Origin of the sequence: Pseudomonas antarctica (assembly GCF_900624995.1) — a bacterium.
In the GTDB taxonomy this organism is placed as follows: domain Bacteria; phylum Pseudomonadota; class Gammaproteobacteria; order Pseudomonadales; family Pseudomonadaceae; genus Aquipseudomonas; species Aquipseudomonas antarctica.
This window is the reverse complement of record NZ_UYXQ01000025.1, coordinates 21,477-37,388: the sequence shown is the minus strand read 5'-3', so window position 1 is coordinate 37,388 and position 15,912 is coordinate 21,477. Positions and strand designations below refer to the sequence as shown.

Annotated in this window: 16 protein-coding genes and 1 pseudogene; 3 read left to right on the top strand and 14 right to left on the bottom strand. The window is 60.6% G+C overall.

Going from position 1 to position 15,912, the window contains the following annotated elements:
* Nucleotides 1-17: 17 nt before the first annotated feature.
* The 4 genes from araG to E0F99_RS15390 all read right to left on the bottom strand — a co-directional run bounded on the left by araG (nt 18) and on the right by E0F99_RS15390 (nt 4,066).
* On the bottom strand, nt 18-1,517 hold the full coding sequence (gene araG, locus E0F99_RS15405) for an L-arabinose ABC transporter ATP-binding protein AraG (protein WP_083357219.1): 1,500 nt from the start codon (nt 1,515-1,517) through the stop codon (nt 18-20).
* Entirely contained in the window at nt 1,514-2,494 is a 981-nt protein-coding gene (locus tag E0F99_RS15400) for a substrate-binding domain-containing protein (RefSeq protein WP_083357218.1), read from the bottom strand. Before E0F99_RS15400 ends, araG begins: the two co-directional genes overlap by 4 nt.
* Before the next feature lie 32 nt (nt 2,495-2,526).
* The gene (locus E0F99_RS15395; protein ID WP_083357217.1) at nt 2,527-3,348 is read right to left on the bottom strand and encodes an SDR family oxidoreductase; all 822 of its coding nucleotides are present in this window, start codon (nt 3,346-3,348) and stop codon (nt 2,527-2,529) included.
* A gap of 238 nt (nt 3,349-3,586) precedes the next feature.
* Complete coding sequence (locus tag E0F99_RS15390; RefSeq protein ID WP_083357216.1) at nt 3,587-4,066, bottom strand: GNAT family N-acetyltransferase; 480 nt, start codon at nt 4,064-4,066, stop codon at nt 3,587-3,589.
* A gap of 189 nt (nt 4,067-4,255) precedes the next feature.
* On the opposite strand from E0F99_RS15390, the gene E0F99_RS15385 reads away from it, so the two are divergent.
* From E0F99_RS15385 to E0F99_RS15375, 3 genes are all read left to right on the top strand, one after another.
* Nucleotides 4,256-5,452 carry an MFS transporter gene (locus tag E0F99_RS15385; protein WP_083357215.1) on the top strand — a complete coding sequence of 399 codons (1,197 nt, stop codon included), beginning with the start codon at nt 4,256-4,258 and terminating at the stop codon, nt 5,450-5,452.
* Between the two features lie 85 nt (nt 5,453-5,537).
* Nucleotides 5,538-5,870 carry a hypothetical protein gene (locus E0F99_RS15380; RefSeq protein ID WP_083357214.1) on the top strand — a complete coding sequence of 111 codons (333 nt, stop codon included), beginning with the start codon at nt 5,538-5,540 and terminating at the stop codon, nt 5,868-5,870.
* A gap of 63 nt (nt 5,871-5,933) precedes the next feature.
* The gene (locus tag E0F99_RS15375; RefSeq protein WP_083357213.1) at nt 5,934-6,200 is read left to right on the top strand and encodes a hypothetical protein; all 267 of its coding nucleotides are present in this window, start codon (nt 5,934-5,936) and stop codon (nt 6,198-6,200) included.
* 196 nt (nt 6,201-6,396) lie between these two features.
* On the opposite strand, the gene E0F99_RS15370 is transcribed toward E0F99_RS15375, so the two are convergent.
* The 10 genes and pseudogenes from E0F99_RS15370 to E0F99_RS15325 form a co-directional block, all read right to left on the bottom strand.
* Nucleotides 6,397-7,125, bottom strand: a complete 729-nt coding sequence (locus E0F99_RS15370) for a class I SAM-dependent methyltransferase (protein WP_083357212.1) — start codon at nt 7,123-7,125, stop codon at nt 6,397-6,399.
* A gap of 25 nt (nt 7,126-7,150) precedes the next feature.
* Nucleotides 7,151-8,068: pseudogene (locus E0F99_RS15365) on the bottom strand (PfkB family carbohydrate kinase).
* Complete coding sequence (locus tag E0F99_RS15360; protein ID WP_130908811.1) at nt 8,061-9,527, bottom strand: purine-cytosine permease family protein; 1,467 nt, start codon at nt 9,525-9,527, stop codon at nt 8,061-8,063. Before E0F99_RS15360 ends, E0F99_RS15365 begins: the two are co-directional and overlap by 8 nt.
* A gap of 196 nt (nt 9,528-9,723) precedes the next feature.
* Nucleotides 9,724-10,725, bottom strand: a complete 1,002-nt coding sequence (locus tag E0F99_RS15355; protein WP_083357210.1) for an ADP-ribosylglycohydrolase family protein — start codon at nt 10,723-10,725, stop codon at nt 9,724-9,726.
* Nucleotides 10,722-11,435 (bottom strand): GntR family transcriptional regulator, encoded by a 714-nt coding sequence (locus E0F99_RS15350; protein ID WP_083357209.1) that lies wholly within the window; start codon nt 11,433-11,435, stop codon nt 10,722-10,724. The genes E0F99_RS15355 and E0F99_RS15350 overlap by 4 nt, the downstream gene beginning before the upstream one ends.
* A gap of 70 nt (nt 11,436-11,505) precedes the next feature.
* Nucleotides 11,506-12,066 (bottom strand): DUF1285 domain-containing protein, encoded by a 561-nt coding sequence (locus tag E0F99_RS15345; protein WP_083357208.1) that lies wholly within the window; start codon nt 12,064-12,066, stop codon nt 11,506-11,508.
* A gap of 17 nt (nt 12,067-12,083) precedes the next feature.
* Nucleotides 12,084-12,689 carry a DUF4823 domain-containing protein gene (locus tag E0F99_RS15340; RefSeq protein ID WP_083357207.1) on the bottom strand — a complete coding sequence of 202 codons (606 nt, stop codon included), beginning with the start codon at nt 12,687-12,689 and terminating at the stop codon, nt 12,084-12,086.
* Nucleotides 12,690-12,893: 204 nt separating this feature from the next.
* Entirely contained in the window at nt 12,894-13,862 is a 969-nt protein-coding gene (locus E0F99_RS15335) for a GTP 3',8-cyclase MoaA (protein ID WP_083357206.1), read from the bottom strand.
* Between the two features lie 139 nt (nt 13,863-14,001).
* Nucleotides 14,002-14,670, bottom strand: a complete 669-nt coding sequence (locus E0F99_RS15330; RefSeq protein WP_083357205.1) for a TetR/AcrR family transcriptional regulator — start codon at nt 14,668-14,670, stop codon at nt 14,002-14,004.
* A gap of 445 nt (nt 14,671-15,115) precedes the next feature.
* The gene (locus E0F99_RS15325) at nt 15,116-15,901 is read right to left on the bottom strand and encodes a TatD family hydrolase (RefSeq protein ID WP_083357204.1); all 786 of its coding nucleotides are present in this window, start codon (nt 15,899-15,901) and stop codon (nt 15,116-15,118) included.
* Nucleotides 15,902-15,912 lie beyond the last annotated feature (11 nt).

Genomic DNA, 15,912 nt, shown 5'->3' with positions numbered 1-15,912 from the left:
TATTCACCTCGAATTCTTCAAGCCCGCGTACGCGGAAGTGCCAGTTGCAGTAGCTGTGCTTCATCCGCTTGATCGCGGTTCAACTCGCCGGTCAGCACGCCTTCGCTCATCACCAGGATGCGGTCAGAGATGCCCATCACTTCCATCAGGTCGCTGGACACCACGATCACCGCGATGCCACTGGCCGCCAGGTTGTGGATGATCTGATAGATCTCCGACTTGGCGCCGATGTCGATGCCACGGGTCGGCTCATCGAGCAGCAGCACCTTCATTGGCATCGACAGCCAGCGGCCGAGAATGGCTTTCTGTTGGTTGCCGCCGGACAGGTACATGATTTTCTGCTCGGCGTTCGGCGTTTTGACTTTCATTGCCTTGATTTGCTGGTCGGCGTTGCCCTTCTCCCAGCCTTCACGCAAGAGCCAACCAAAGCTGGAGTGGGCACCACGTGCACTGATGTTGATGTTCTCAGCCACGCTGGACAGCGGGATGATGCCTTCCTTTTTGCGGTCTTCCGGGCACAGCAGCACGCCCGCATCGATGGCATCACGCGGCGAGCGCAGGTGCAGGTTTTCACCAAAAAGTTGCAGTTGCCCGGCGGTGGAGCGGGTCAATCCACTCAGCAGCCGAAACAACTCAGTACGACCTGCGCCAACCAACCCGAACAAACCGAGAATCTCGCCCTTGTGCACCTTAAGGCTGACCGCTTCGCGCAAGCCGGGGCCAAGCAAGCCCTCAACCTTGAGCGCCACCTGGCCACGTTCACGCGGGCGATAGTCGTAGATGTCCTGAATGTCGCGCCCGACCATGCAGGTCACCAGTTGGTCGTGAGTCAGCGTGGCCATGTCGTCAAAGGTGCGCACGAAGCGGCCATCCTTGAACACCGTCACTGCATCGCAAATACGGAATACCTCTTCCATGCGATGCGACACGTACAGCACCACTTTGCCCTCGTCACGCAGGCGCGTGATGATCGCCATCAAGCGGTCGATTTCGCGTGCCGACAAACTGCTGGTGGGCTCGTCGAAGGCAATCACATGGGCGCCACGGGACAACGCCTTGGCGATTTCCACCAGTTGACGCTGGCCCAGCGACAGCCGGCCGAGTTTCTCCTGCGGGTCGATTTCATCCGCCAAGCCTTTAAGACACGCCAGTGCCTGCTTGCGCAGCAGGCCGCCGTTAACCACGCCGAAACGCGACGGCAAATGCCCGAGGAATAGGTTCTCGGCCACGGTCATTTCTGGCACCAGGTGCAGCTCTTGGTGAATCACCGCGACGCCGTTGGCAATACTGTCGGCGGCAGACTTGAAGTCCATGGTCTGCTCACCGATCTGCACCGTGCCGCTGCTCGGAATGTAGGCGCCGCCGAGGATTTTCAGCAAGGTCGACTTGCCCGCGCCGTTCTCACCCATCAGCGCGTGTACCGAATGCGGCCGCGCTTCAAAGCTGATTTGAGCCAAGGCTTTGACCCCGGGAAATTCTTTGCCGATGCCGTTGAAACGCAAGGCCGCGCCGGTCATTTCCACAGACCGATTTTGCTCAACTCTTCCTTGAAGTTGGCGCGGGTGATCAGGGTCACGTTATCCAGGGCGGTGAACTTGGCCGGCTCAGTGCCTTTAGTGACCCACTCGAACATCGCCGTAGCGGTTTTGTAGCCGGAGGCGTCCGGGCTGAGCAGCATCGAACCGTAGAAGCCGGTATCTGATCTCTTAAGCTCTTCGATAGCATCGGTGCCGTTGATGCCGACGCCGATCACGTTGGCCGCCTTGAACCCGGCGCTTTCGGTGGCGCGTACGCCGCCCAACACGGTGCTGTCGTTCATGCCGCCGATGATCAGGTTTTTCGCGGTGCCCGGCAGTTTCACCAGCGCCGAGTTGGTGGCGTCCATGCTGCCCGGCACGTCGAGGGTTTTCTGTGCGCTGAACAGGATGTGGTCAGCGGGCAAGCCGGCGGCCTTGAGGCCTTCTACCGAACCGTCGGTACGTTTCTTGCCAGTTTCCAGCTCGTCAAAGGTGTTGATGACGGCGTAGGTGTCTTTCCAGTCCCAGTTGCGATGCTTGGCTTCGGCGGCCATGGCTTCGCCTTGTTTCTGGCCGATCTTGTAGGCGTCCAGGCCGACGTAAGGCACGTCTTCCATAGGCTTGCCTTTGGCATCGACAAAACGGTCATCAACTGCCAGCACTTTCAAACCATTGCGCTTGGCCTTGGCCATAATTGCCGGGCCCAGGGACACATCCGGCGGGCAGATCACAAAGCCTTTGGCGCCGCTGGCAGCGAGGGTGTCGATAGCGGACAAGGTTTTCTCACCATCCGGCACGGCGATCTTGATCACGGTGAAGCCCTGGTCCTTGCCCGCTTTTTCGGCGAAGGCCCATTCGGTCTGGAACCAAGGTTCCTCAGCCTGTTTGACCAGGAAGCCGATCTTCACTTCTTCGGCGCAGACGAAACCGCTGAAGGCCATCGTGAGCGCCAGGGCGCCGAGTGTTTTCTTGAACATGAACCACCTCCTTCTTGTTATTGGAAACGTTTTTAGTCGTGGTACATCACAGAACGCCCGCCATCGATCATCAGGCAGGTTGCATTGATAAAGGGCGCCTCGTCGGTCGCCAAAAACAGTGCGCTCATCGCCACCTCAACCGGCTGGCCAATACGTTTGGGCGGGTGCAGGTCAAACGCACGCTGACGCTCGGCGTGAGGGTCGGGGAAACCGTTCCAGTAATCGACGTTGAGCTGAGTTTCGATATAGCCCGGTGCGATGGCATTCACGCGGATGCCCTTGGACGCGTATTCGATGCCCAGGGCACGGGTCAGGCCGAGCAGGCCGTGCTTGGCGACGGGATAGGGAAAGCAGCCGGGGATGATGTGGCTGGAATGGGTGGACGCGATGTTGATGATGTTGCCGATGCCCTGTTCGATCATGTGCGGCAGCACTGTACGGCAACCGAACCAGGCACCGTCGAGATCGATGGCGAAGCAGCGGCGCCAGTCTTCGTCGGTCATTTCCAGCGGGTCACGGAACACATTGACCCCGGCGCAGTTGACCAATACATCCACGCGGCCAAAGCGCTCGATGGCGAGGTTGACCAGCGACTGCCATTGCTCTTTGGAGGTGATATCGACGGCTTGCGCGACGATCTCGGCGCCGCGTTCGCGCCAGTGGGCGGCGACTTTTTCGACCTTTTCGCCCTGGATATCCGCGATCACCAGGCGTGCCTGCTGGGCCTGGAAGCAGGCAACGATTGCCTCGCCTATGCCTTGGGCGGCGCCGGTGATGATTACCACTTTGTTCTTCAGCCGCTCGCCGTAGGTGGGTTCGGGCACGGCGGGTAATGACAACGGTTGGGGCTGCATCGCTTCACCTGTTTTATTTTTGGTAGTGAGTGCTGATGCTGGCGACTATAAACCCATCATTTGAAATATCTCAATATATAAATTTGCATCCCACATAGTGAAACAAATCCAAAAAAATGTGGAACCGGACTTGCTCGCGAATACGGCGGGTCAGCCAGACATCAGCTAACTGATACACCGCATTCGCGAGCAAGCCCGCTCCCACATTTTGGTCTTAGGTGTTTTAAGACGGGTGACTTCAGCCGATGGCGAAATCGCGCAGTGCATCCCCTTCCATGCGGTAACGCACCCACTCTTCCTGCGGCTGCGCGCCGATGGATTTGTAGAACGCAATCGCCGGTTCGTTCCAATCCAGCACGCTCCACTCGAAACGCCCGCAGCCGTTGTCGCAGGCGATCTTCGCCAGGTGGCGCAGCAATTTTTTGCCCGCCCCGCCGCCGCGTTGCTCGGGGTTGATGTACAGGTCTTCGAGGTACAGGCAATTGCTGCCCAGCCACGTGGAGTAGCTGAAAAAGAACACGGCAAAGCCAATCGGCAGACCGTCCCGCGAACAGATCAGGCCATGGGCGGTGGCGCCCTCACTGAACAGGCTGCGCTCGATGTCCACCACACTGGCGATCACTTCATGCCGGGCCTTTTCGTACTCGGCAAGCTCGGCGATGAAGGTCAGGATCTGCACAGCATCGCTGGGCACGGCGGGGCGAATCTCGATGGTCATGGGCGAGCCTTGGGCAATTTCAAAGGCGCCATACTAAGGCGCTTTGATGACTGATTGCAGTGCAATTTCGTGGGCAGCAGCGCGTTTTACTCCGTCGAACGGTAATCCGAGCACCACCAACCACAGAACAATCCGCTTGGCCTCGCGTGGTAAACAGAGGGCATAAATCCAACAACTCGAGACTTGCTCATGCACTCCCCGTCCACGGTGGGCGCGAAGACCTTCGCCCTGTTCTGCCTCGCCAGCTTCCTGCTATCACTGTCCTACGGCTCGACGTTCCTGCTGTCGCTGCTGATTCATTCGCGCGGCGGTAATGAGCACGACGCCGGCAGTGTGATTTCAATGGCGATGCTCAGCACCTTCGTGGCGGTGTTGCTCTCCGGGCATTTAGCCGATGCATTGGGCGCGGCGCGAGCCATTGCGGGGATGGGCGTGTTGCTGGTGGTGGCCTGCCTGGGTTTTGCAATGATGCCGGGGTTTGGCCAAGGCTTAATGCTGTTCGGGCTGGCCCTGGGGTTGGGCTGGGGCGTGTTCTACACCTTGGGCCCGATCATCGTGAGCCTGTTGGTGGAGCCCCAGCAGCGAGCCAAGTACTTTGCCCTGCTGTCGGGCAGCATGTTGAGCGGGATCGGCTCCGGCCCGCTGCTGGGGCGTGCTGCCAGTGCGCTGGACTTGCCCCTGACCACGGCGTTCTACATCGCCGGGGTGGCCAGCCTTGTCGGGGTGGTGATGTTCTGGCGCATGGGCGCTCAACTCAAGCAGCACGCTAATGTGCCGGCCTCACGGATTTCCTGGGCCGCCAGCCGTCGAGTGCTGTCATCCAAGGCGGGATTCGCGATCTTGATGGTCGGCCTGGGAGGTTGCGTGTTTGGTGGGCTTTCGTCGTTCCAGACCAGTTACGCGGCCGCGCACGGGTTGGACTATTCGCTGTTCTTCGCGGGGTTCCTGAGTGCGGCGATCACCAGCCGCCTGTTGATCGCAGGCGTGGTCGTCAAGCGTGATGCCTACCGGGCCGCCTGTGTGTTGTCCGGGATCATGCTCGGGGCCATCGCACTGTTTGCGTTTGGCGTGAGCGGTAATCTCAGCTACTTGCTGGCCGCTGCCACACTGGGGGTTGGCTACGGCCTGACCTATTCGGTGATCAATGGGTTGGTAGCCAACGAAGCGCCAGCCGGGACCACGTCCCAAGCGCTGCTGCTGTTCAGCCTGGCGTACTTTGTCGGCGTGTTCGGGTTTCCCTGGCTGGCGGGCAAGATCATCGTCGACTACGGCATGCCCGTGCTGATGCTCAGCCTATTGGTCATCGCCGCCTTGAACTGGCTGATCACCGTGGCCCGCCTGATCAGGCGCCGTCTTTCAGCACATAAAATCTTACAGGTGAGCTAATACCGTTCGTCGCCATCAAGGCACGAACGCGAAGGCCAGGCGGACCAATGCAGGGTAAGGACATTAATCATATGGAGACACCCTCATGAAGAATTCCAAGTTTGTCGCCCTCGCCATCACCGGCCTGTTGTCTGCCGCCTCGCTGAACGCGTTTGCGGCCACCTCCTCGACCGGCAAGACTGACCCGGTCGGCAGCCCACCGAACCCTGCCACCCAGGAATCTCAGGATTCGATGGGCACCGGCATGGATACCAATGGTGGCGCGATCATCCAACCCGGCGCTGACCCTCGCACCCAGGGCAATGACACCCAACGCCAGGCGCCCGCTGCGGTCGGCAACGGCAAAATGGGGCCGAGTGTCAACCAGCCAAAAATCAACTCCGGTGGCGATTCCAACGCCCCTGATGCAGCAAAATAACCTGCGCCTTGATCCATCGAATGCAAGACGAACACCCGATCATTTCCCAGTGAAGAGGTACGCATGAACGTCGATAGAAACCTTGAGAAAGAAGTCCTCACCCGCCTGCTGCACGCCCACCCTAACGGCCTGGGCAAGGAGGTGCTGGATAACTACCGCGGCGAGAAGGAGGTGGCCAGTGTCTTGGCGTTCCTGCAGGACCGTGGGTTTATCAAGGATGGGCATGTGACCACCGACGACGCCGGTGAATATTCGTTGAACCTGCCGATCAAGCTAACCGCCTCGGGCGTTGACGAGGCGCGCAAGCTGGACGGTCAAAGCCCCCAGTAATCGATTTTGTCGGGGCTGGCCCGTTGATTGAAGCGCTGCGCAAAACCGGCTAACGCAGGTTTCAACCCCTACAAAACTCGTGTGGGAGAGGGCTTGCTCGCGAATGCGGTCAACCAGTCACCTTATAGGTTGGCTGACACTGCGCAGTCGCGAGCAAGCCCGCTCCCCCAGTTTGATTTGCGTTGCACACCCAAAATCAGCGCTGAGCCGATACCAGCAGCATCATCGGGCGCTCTTGTTCTTCCGCCAGCTCGGGCCGTGCAATCAGGTCCGCTTCGCTTGGCCCCCACTCCTGCACATGACTCAGCGTAAACCCCGCCTGAATCAGCAAATTCAGCAACGTGCCCACCGTACGATGCTGCTTGATCACGCCATCGGCCAGCCAGTTGGTCACCCGTGGCCCTTCCAACTGATAACCGTCCACCGGCCAACTTTTGCGCCCCTGATCATCCACCAGCCAGCCTGGATTGCGCGGCGCCATGAAGATCGGGTGTTCGATGGAAAACACCAGCCGCCCACCGGGCACCAGCGCCTGATGTATGCGCGCAAACAGCCCTTTAAGGTCGACGATGTAGTGGAAGGCCAGGGCGCTGTAGGCCAGATCGAATGCGCCGGCAGGCAGGTCGAGCTGTTCCAGGTCGGCGATTGCATAAGTGATGGTCGGCGCAGAGGTCATCTCTTCGGCCCGCGCCAGCATCTTGTGCGACACGTCCAACCCGAGCACCTGCGCAGCGCCCTGCTCCTCGGCCCAGCGGCTGAACCAGCCGTAGCCACAGCCGAGGTCCACTGCCTTCAGGCCGCGCATCGGCGGCAGCAGTGCCCGCAAGGCAGGCCACTCCGGCGCACCGGCCAGGCCTTCGACCGAACGGCCCATCTTGCTGTAGCCCTCGAAGAAGGCCTGGGTGTCGTAGATATTCTGGGTCATGGGCTCACTCCGTGCTGAGAAGGCCCTATTCTGCCAACAACGCGTCCACTTCGTCAGTACCCGGTGACGTCGCTGGCCCCCAGCGTGTCACTGCCAAGGCCGCGGCTGCATTCGCGCGACGTGCTGCTTGCGAAGGTTGCAACCCCTCGGCTAACCCAGCAAGAAACACACCGGCGTGGGCATCGCCCGCGCCGTTGCTGTCGACCGCTGTCACCTTGAAACCCGGCACATGCTCGGCCTCGCCCTGGCGGCTGACCCAGCACCCATTCGGTCCATCGCGCACCACCAGCAGTGCTTCAGCCGGCAGGTGGCGATTAAGTTAAAGCAGTGCATCGGCCAACGTACTCGCGCCAGTAAACGCCAGGGCTTCGGGGCCATTGCTGGTCCAGATGTCGATGCGCGGCAGCAAGGCAATCATCAATGCCGAATCCGGTGACTTGACCAACGGCCCCGGGTCGAACACCACCGTGATTTCGCGCGGCAACGCCAGCAGCCAATCGAGCAATGCCTGGGCCTTGCCCTCGAGCAACAAGCTGTAGCCGCTGACGTACACATAATCGTCCGCACGCGGCACCACGCGGGCCAAATCCTCGGTGCTCAAATCCCCTTCAGCGCCGATATGCGAAATGAACGTGCGCTCGGTGGTGGCTTCGGTGAGCGACACACACAAACCGGTGTCTTTGCCGTCGCTGGCTGCCTGCGCCACTTCCACGCCTTCGACCCGCATCGCTGCGCGCGCCAAGTCGCCAAAGCGGCCGTTGCCATGCCGGCCGAGGTAAACCACCGGTAGACCATTACGCCGGGCAGCAGCCATTACGTTGAAACCGCCGCCGGCTTCGAAGCGGGCAGATTGCGCCAGTACGTCGCCGCCCGTCGCAGGCAATGTGTCGAGGGCCATGACCAGGTCGACGATGACCTGGCCGGTGTGCAGCAATCTAGACATTAGGGCTCTCGACTAAAGCTGTACGACGATCAGCCGCGCCGCCCAGTCCCTGATAAATCCCGCCGGCCACCAGGAAAGTGACGATCCAGCCCAGGCCGTTATGGCCCAGCCACGAGTCGGACAACGGCCCGGCGAACCAGATGTTTTCGGCAGTAGTGCCAATGGTGGTGAAGCTCAAGCCCAGCACGATGGCTACCGCCCAGGCGCCGAATGCACGCCACTCCACGCCACCGCGATACCAGTAGGCGCTGCTTGGGCTCACGTCCAGCAGGTCTTTGGCGCTGTAGTAGTGACGGTGAATCAAGTCGATCACAAAGATGCCGACCCACGCAGTGATCGGCACGGCCAGCAGCGAGATGAAGGTGATGAACGGACCGTAGAAGCTGTCGGCGACCAGCATGAAGTAAATCGAGCCGGCGAAGATCGCCACGATGTCGACGATCACCGCGTGCACGCGCTTGACCTTCAAACCGAGGGTCAAGGTGGTCAGACCGGCCGAGTACACCGAGAGATTGTTGGAAAGCAGCAGCCCGCCAAACGCGGTGATCAGATACGGGACGGCCATCCAGGTCGGCAGCATGTCGCGAATTGCGATGATCGGGTCAGTCGCCGACGCCAGGTCGTTGTTGCCCACCGACAGCAGGCCGCCCAGAGTGATCAGCAGCACCAACGGAATGCCCGCACCAAACGCGGCGGATGCCACCAGGCGCACGGCCTTGACGCTGCGGTGCTGGTAGCGCGACATGTCAGCACCGGCGTTGGCCCAGCCGATACCGGTGCCGGCGGCCATGGTGCCGACGCCGATGATCATCGCGCTCAGCGGCGCCGGCGTCGCATTGAACACCGCGCTCCAGTCGATGGTGGCGCAGAGGAAGCCACCCACCAAGATGTTAAGCGCGCCGAACACGTAGGTGGCCCACTTCTGGATCACCAACAGGGTGGCGTGGCCGAGACCGGAAACGGACAGGGTCAGCAGCACGAAAATGGCGATGAAGACCAGCGTCAGCACCGGTGCGCTTTTTGCCTCGACCGGCGAACCGAACAGGATCGAACACAACGACAGCAGCACAAACGCGGCGGTGGTGGTGTTGACGGTTTCCCAGCCCAGGCGCGACATCAGCGAGACCAAGGTGGGGCCGATATTGCCACGCACGCCGAAGATGGCACGCGACAGCGTCAGGCTCGGTGCACGCCCGCGACGGCCGGCAATCGAGATGATGCCTACCACGGCGAAAGAGCCGGCGGCGCCGAGAATCGCGACGATGATCGCCTGCCAGATCGCCAGGCCACGAAACGCCACGAGGGTCGCGCCGAGCGGCAAGCCGAGGATGCTGATGTTGGCCGCGAACCACACCCAGAACAGCTGCAGCGGATGGCCGTTGCACTCGCCTTCAGGGACCGGTTCGATACCGCGTGTTTCCAATTGCCCGGCACTTTGGCCGCTAGACGGGGTGCTCATGAGGGGTGCTCCTGGTGCCTGTATTGTTGTGGTTGTGGCAGATGTGCAAAGTGAAGCTGTCGCCGGTCGTCCTGACTCAAACACGATTTAATGTGGAAGCTGGCTTGCCTGCGATAGCGTGGTTCAGCCAGCTGATAGGCCACCTGATACACCGCTTTCGCGAGCAAGCCCGCTCCCACCTGTTTGCCTGCGGCGCTTATCGAATGTCGAGCAGCCCTTGCACCAGCGCCTGCAAATCCAGGCCATTGACCTGCTTGACCTGTTCAACCATCGCTTCAGGCCAGCACTGCATGCCCAAACACGCGCCCAACATCGCGCCGAGGATCGCGGCGATGGTGTCGGTGTCGCCGCCAAGGCTGGCGGCCAGGCACACGGCCTCGAAGGCATTCATCGCGCCCACCGCCACTTGTTGCGCGAGGGCAAACGAGACCACTACCGATTCCTGGGACGCGACGGAGGTGCCGATCAATTCGTAGAGCAGGTCGGCAAACAAGGCTTTGTCGCCAGTGCCGACGCTCAAGGTCCGCGCCCAACTGATGCGCGTGGAAATGCGTCCACCGGCAATCCAGTGGCCATGGCGTTCGGCCTGCTGGGCAACCTGAGTGCCTATGTTGAGCGCTTCGCCCAGGTCGACGCCGTTGATGCCAGCCGAGACCACCGCGGCCACCGCCGCCGCACTGGAGATGCCCAGCGTGGTGTTATGGGTTACCTGGCAGGCCTGAATCACCGCCTGGATAAACTGCGCCGGGTCGCGGACATCGGCGGCGATTCCCACGGGCGTGATACGCATGGCGGCGCCATTGGTGGTGCCGTAGCGCCCGGATTCTTCCGGAGTGTGGCCGGCGAGGATCATGTCGATGGCGCGCTTGGTCGATGGCCCAAGCAAATCCTGCGAGCCTTTGGCGCGCATCACCGCTTCCCAGTCGATCAGGCGTTGGGCGAGCACGGTCGGTTCGATCTTGCCCTTGCCTTCCACCAGCAATTCGCCGACCAGGATCGCCTGTTCGGTGTCATCGGTGATGGAGCCCGCCGGCCTGTTTGGCGCGATAGGCTGGTCGGCATCGGCGTCTTCCAGGCCAGTGATCGCACCGAAGCGCTTTTGCACCTGCTCTCGGCTCAAAGACTGGGTGGGCATACCCAAGGCATCACCCAAGGCCAGGCCGTAGAAGGCGCCAAGGGCGCGATTTTCTGCGGTCATTTTGACGCTCCAAACTGCAGGTGCAGGCGAAAGTGCAGAGGGTCGAGCAGACTTTCGACGTACTCCATGAAACGCTCGCGACGGTCGTAGGTGGTGCGCGAGGCTTTGAGAAACACCGTGCCGGCCGGGCGGCCGAGCAGCTCGGCGTCTTCATAGCTCAGGGGCTCGGCGCCGATCCACTGGTCACCTTCGGCGCCGACGTAGCCGTAGGCGGCCAGGGTGATGGTCAGGGAGTCGTCGATCAGACCGACGCGGGGCAGGCTTTCCAGGCCACCGGTCGCGGGCATTAACGAGCGCTCGAGGGACACTGCTGTGCCATCCGTGGTGCGCCGACGGCGGTCTAGCGCGATGAATTGGTCGCTGCCGAAGCGGCTGAGCAGGTCTGGGCGGGTTACAGCTTCGAGGCGCAGGATGTCGGTGGTGACCCGCGCACCGGTATCGGCCAGGGCCTGGGCCCAGCCGCTGCGTTGGTCGAGCACCATGCCGTCAAAGGTGACGATAGAGCCGACACCGCTCTGGGTAGCGATGTAGTTGCGCCGCTTGAGCTCTGCCAAAGCTTCGCGCAGGGTGCCACGGCTGACCGCGAACTCTTCAGCCAACTGATGCTCGCCCGGCAGCAGGAAACCGTCAGCCATCACCCCGCCCTCGATACGGCGGATGAGCTCGTCGACGACGCGTTTTTTCTTATCAAATCGGACATGTCTAATCATGTACAAATTGATAACCGAAAGCGTCCGATTACAGCAAGCGAATTATGTCAGAACGATGAAAAAGACGGCCTTACGGCTCCAGGCCAATGCGGAAAAATTCCCCGCCACTCCAGACGCCCAGCCAACTTTTACCGTTGATCGGACGGCTGACCGCCAGCTCGACCAATTGGTAGAACACGTTGCGATGCACCAGAGCCTCGAGGTTGGTGCGCACGCGCAGATACGGCGCGGGTTCCTCGGTGACGGGGTCGATTACGACGCGTAATGGATGTTCGAGGCCGGCCTCAATGGGTTCGTCGACGTTGGTGATGAAGCGCAGCACTTGGTCTTCGCCCTGCCCTTCGACTTCAAGGGTTAACGCAACAAACGGCGCATCATCGACGGTGATGCCGACCTTTTCCACCGGAGTGACCAAGAAATAATCATCGCCATCGCGGCGAATGATGTTGGAGAACAATTTGACCATCGGCTTACGCCCGATCGGCGTGCCCTGGTAAAACCAGGTGCCGTCACGGGCGATGCGCATGTCGATATTGCCGCAAAAATCCGGGTTCCACATGTGCACCGGTGCCGGCCCCTTGCCCTTGGGCAGTTGCGCCAATAGATCATTGGCCTTGGCGGAATCGGTCATGAAGTTCTCCTTGAGTTTTACTGATCTCCCATGCCCAGCAGGCCGCGGGCGTACTGCGCCAAGGGGCGGGCAATCAGATCTTCTGGCTTGTTGTCGTGGAACGTCAGTAAACCGCCACGGCTGCGAATACGTGCAGTATCAATCAAATACTGGGTGCTGGTCTCGATCAACATGATCTGGATGACGCCGCTGTCCAGGCCCACGCGGTCGAGGGCTTGCTGATCGGTCCACTCATCGGCATTGCCAATACGGTCGTCGGCGGCCGCAAAGCGGCAATACAGCAAGTAATGAGCACCCGCCGCGCGGGCTTCGGACATCGCTTGCTCGAGCCCCTCTGGCTTACGGGCGCGGCGTACCATGGGAAAGTATTCGACGAAGCCATTGAAGGCTTCTTCGGCCACCACGTTAGGCCGCGGGTAGGCGCTGCCCGGTGGTACAAAGGCGCCTTGGGCGATAAAGACAAAGGAGTCCGGCTGTATGCGAATCGACGCGGTGCGGCGCGTATCACTGTGGTCCAGCAACCCGGCGTCGCTCATCTGATAGCGGGTGCCTTCGGCCATATCGCTGACGGTCATGCAACCACTCAGCGTCAATGACGCCAGCAACAAAACCAGACTTCGCATCCTAATCCTCCAGAAGCCGGTGACGGAAAACCGGCGAATGGGCACGTAATGCAGAATCCGCGCCATTTGGAGGCAACACAGCTCAAATGTGGGCGCAGGCTTGCTCCCGAAGACAGTCTGTCAGTCACTGCATCGGTGACTGATGCACCGCTATCGGGAGCAAGCCCCTACCCCATTGATGGGTGTGAAGCTTCAGTAGCGACGTCAGCCGCCGATGATCTTCATGATAGTGGCACCGCCAGAGAAGGCCACTTCCTGTTTATCGCCAAGGGCCTTCATCAGCAGGCCTTGCAAGGCTGGCAATGCCTGGTGGCGCGGCTGGTCGAGCAGGTCACCGACATAGTGGCGGTTGCTCGACGACAAGCAGCCATGCAGCCAGCCGGTCGATGACAAGCGCAGCCGCGAACAGGTGCGGCAGAACGGCACGCTTTCATTGGCAATGACGCCGAAGAAGCCCTTGCCCGGCACTTCGTAGCGCACCGCGGTGGCGTCCACAGGCGCATTGGCTTGCAGGTATTCGTGATGCTCACCGATCAGGCTGAGCAGTTGTTGCAGGCTGACGAATTGCTGCAGGAACGCATTGGAATCCTTAGCCAAGTGGCCCATGCGCATCAGTTCAATGAAGCGCAGTTCGTAGCCACGTTCCAGGCAGTAATCGAGCAGCGGCATCACCTGGTCCAGGTTCTGACCCCGCAACGGCACCATGTTGACCTTGATCTTGATCCCGGCGGCCCGTGCCTGGTCCATGCCATCGAGCACGGTGGCCAGGTCGCCGCCACGGGCGATGGTGCGGAAGGCATCGGCGTCGAGGGTGTCGAGGGACACGTTGATCCGACGAATACCGGCGTCCACCAGCAGCGGCAGTTTGCGCGCCAGCAATTGCCCGTTGGTGGTCAGGCTGATATCACTGAGGCCCATACCGCCCACGGCGCCCATGAAGGCTTCCAGCTTGGGGCTCACCAGCGGCTCGCCGCCCGTGATACGCAGGCGCTCAATACCCGCCGCTTCAATCAGATAGGCCACGCCACGGGCCATGGCCTCGGCCGAGAGTTCGTCCTGGGCAGCCACCAACCGCTTACCGTTAGGCACGCAGTAGGTACACGCGTAATTGCAGGCTGAGGTCAGGCTGATTCGCAAGTTGCGGAACCGCCTGCCTTGACGATCAACGATCATGGATCACTCCGGCAGAAGATGATTCGGGCGCGCTAAAAGCTGACTTATAAATCAGTTTTTAGCAAGGTCCTTGCCTGAGTATATTCCTGGGGTACTGCAACTGGCAGTAAATCATTGCGCCATCACTGTCGGGAATAGCTTAAGTCGCGGGGCTTTCGCCGCTCTTCGGCTCAGCACCCGGCAGTTCGCTGCTGTGCTTGCGTTTGTTGCCCATGCGCACGCCGATGTCCATCAGGAACTGGAAGAAACCTTCCTGATCTTCCAGCACATTGCTCCAGAACGGCGAGTGATACAACGCCACGGCGCCATGCACCAACGCCCAAGCGGCGCAGTAGTGAAAATATGGCGGCACATCTTCAAGCTTGCCTTCACTGATGCGGCCCTTGATCAGCAGGGTCAAGCGTTCGAAGTTCGAGGCGCGGATCTTGTGCAACTCCTCAACCATTTCCGGCACCTGATGGCCCTTGACCACCTTCTCTTCCAGGCGGTCGAACAGGCGGTAGCGCTGCGGGTCGCGCATGCGGAACTCAAAGTAGGCGCGGGACAACGCTTCCTTGTCTTTGTCGACATCAGCCGAATGCAGCAGCTCGTTCAAGTCGCGCTCGTAGTCGAGCATCAGGCGCAGGTAGATCTCGGCCTTGGACTTGAAGTGCTTGTAGATCGTGCCTTTGCCGATACCCACGGCATCCGCAATCATCTCGACAGTGACGCTGTCTTCACCTTGTTCGAGAAACAGCTTGAGTGCGGTGTCGAGAATTTCCTGCTCACGGCGGCGAAACTCACGGACCTTACGGGGTTCTTTTTGCATGAGGGAGAGGTCTGCAGAGGTCAATGTGGGAGGGATTGCGCAGGGCCATTGATACGTGGCGATACGATTTACCCAGTGCGAGGGATTATCCCGACTGAACGGTCGTTGGGCAACGCCTATGTGAACCCGCCAAGCAGTTTACTTTCAGCACGCCAACGACTTGCTTGATATCAGTCAGAAATAATACACAACAACTACGGCCGCACACCTGCTCAATGAGAACTCAAGCGAAGCGCGCGTATTCCAAATCTGTTTAAAAAACGATCAGATATGACTGGACTGAATGGGATAGTGATCAATACTTGAAGTGTCGGCGTGGCATCTCCCCCAAGTGACGCGTCGACCTGGGTACCGACGGACTGCGTACCCTTGTTTTACTCCTAATGGTCTTAGCCCGGATTCCCCCCCCAGAACCCGGGTTTTTTTTGCCTGCGATTTGGCCGTGTCAGCTGGCAACATGCGCGAGCGGGAACAGGCGCTTGAAGTTCTCGGTGGTCTGCTCGGCAAAGCGCTCGTACGACTCACCCCGCAGCATCGCCAGGTAATCCGCCACATCGCGCACATATTCGGGCAGGTTTGGCTTGCCGCGATGAGGGATCGGCGCCAGGTACGGCGAATCGGTTTCCACCAGCAGCCGATCGGCCGGTACCTGGCGCGCCACGTCGCGCAGGGCATCGGCGTTGCGGAAGGTGACGATACCTGACAGGGAAATGTAGAAACCCAGGTCCAGGGCGGCCTTGGCCATGTCCCAGTCCTCGGTAAAGCAGTGCAGCACGCCGGCCTGGGGCAACGCAGCTTCACGCAATAGGGTCAGGGTGTCGGCACGCGCGCCACGGGTGTGGACGATCACCGGTTTGCCGGTTTGCTGCGCGGCCTGCAGGTGCAGGCGAAAAGACGCTTGCTGCACTTGGGCGGCTTCGGGCTCGTAGTGGTAATCCAGGCCGGTTTCGCCAATCGCCACCACACGCGGGTGATTGAGCGCGCCCAATAGCCAGTCGAGGGCCGGCGCCTCACCGGGCTTGAGGTCCAGCGGGTGAATGCCCACCGAGCAATCGACATCGGCATAACGATCAGCCAGCGCTTTGACGTCGGTGGCGTTCTCGGCGCTGACGCCGATACACAGGAAATGCCCTACTCCGCGCTGGCGCGCAGCTTCCAGGGCGGCGTCAAGGGAGCCTCCGTGTTGGGCAAGGTCGAGGCGATCAAGGTGGCAATGGGAGTCTACGAGCATAAGGAGTGAGA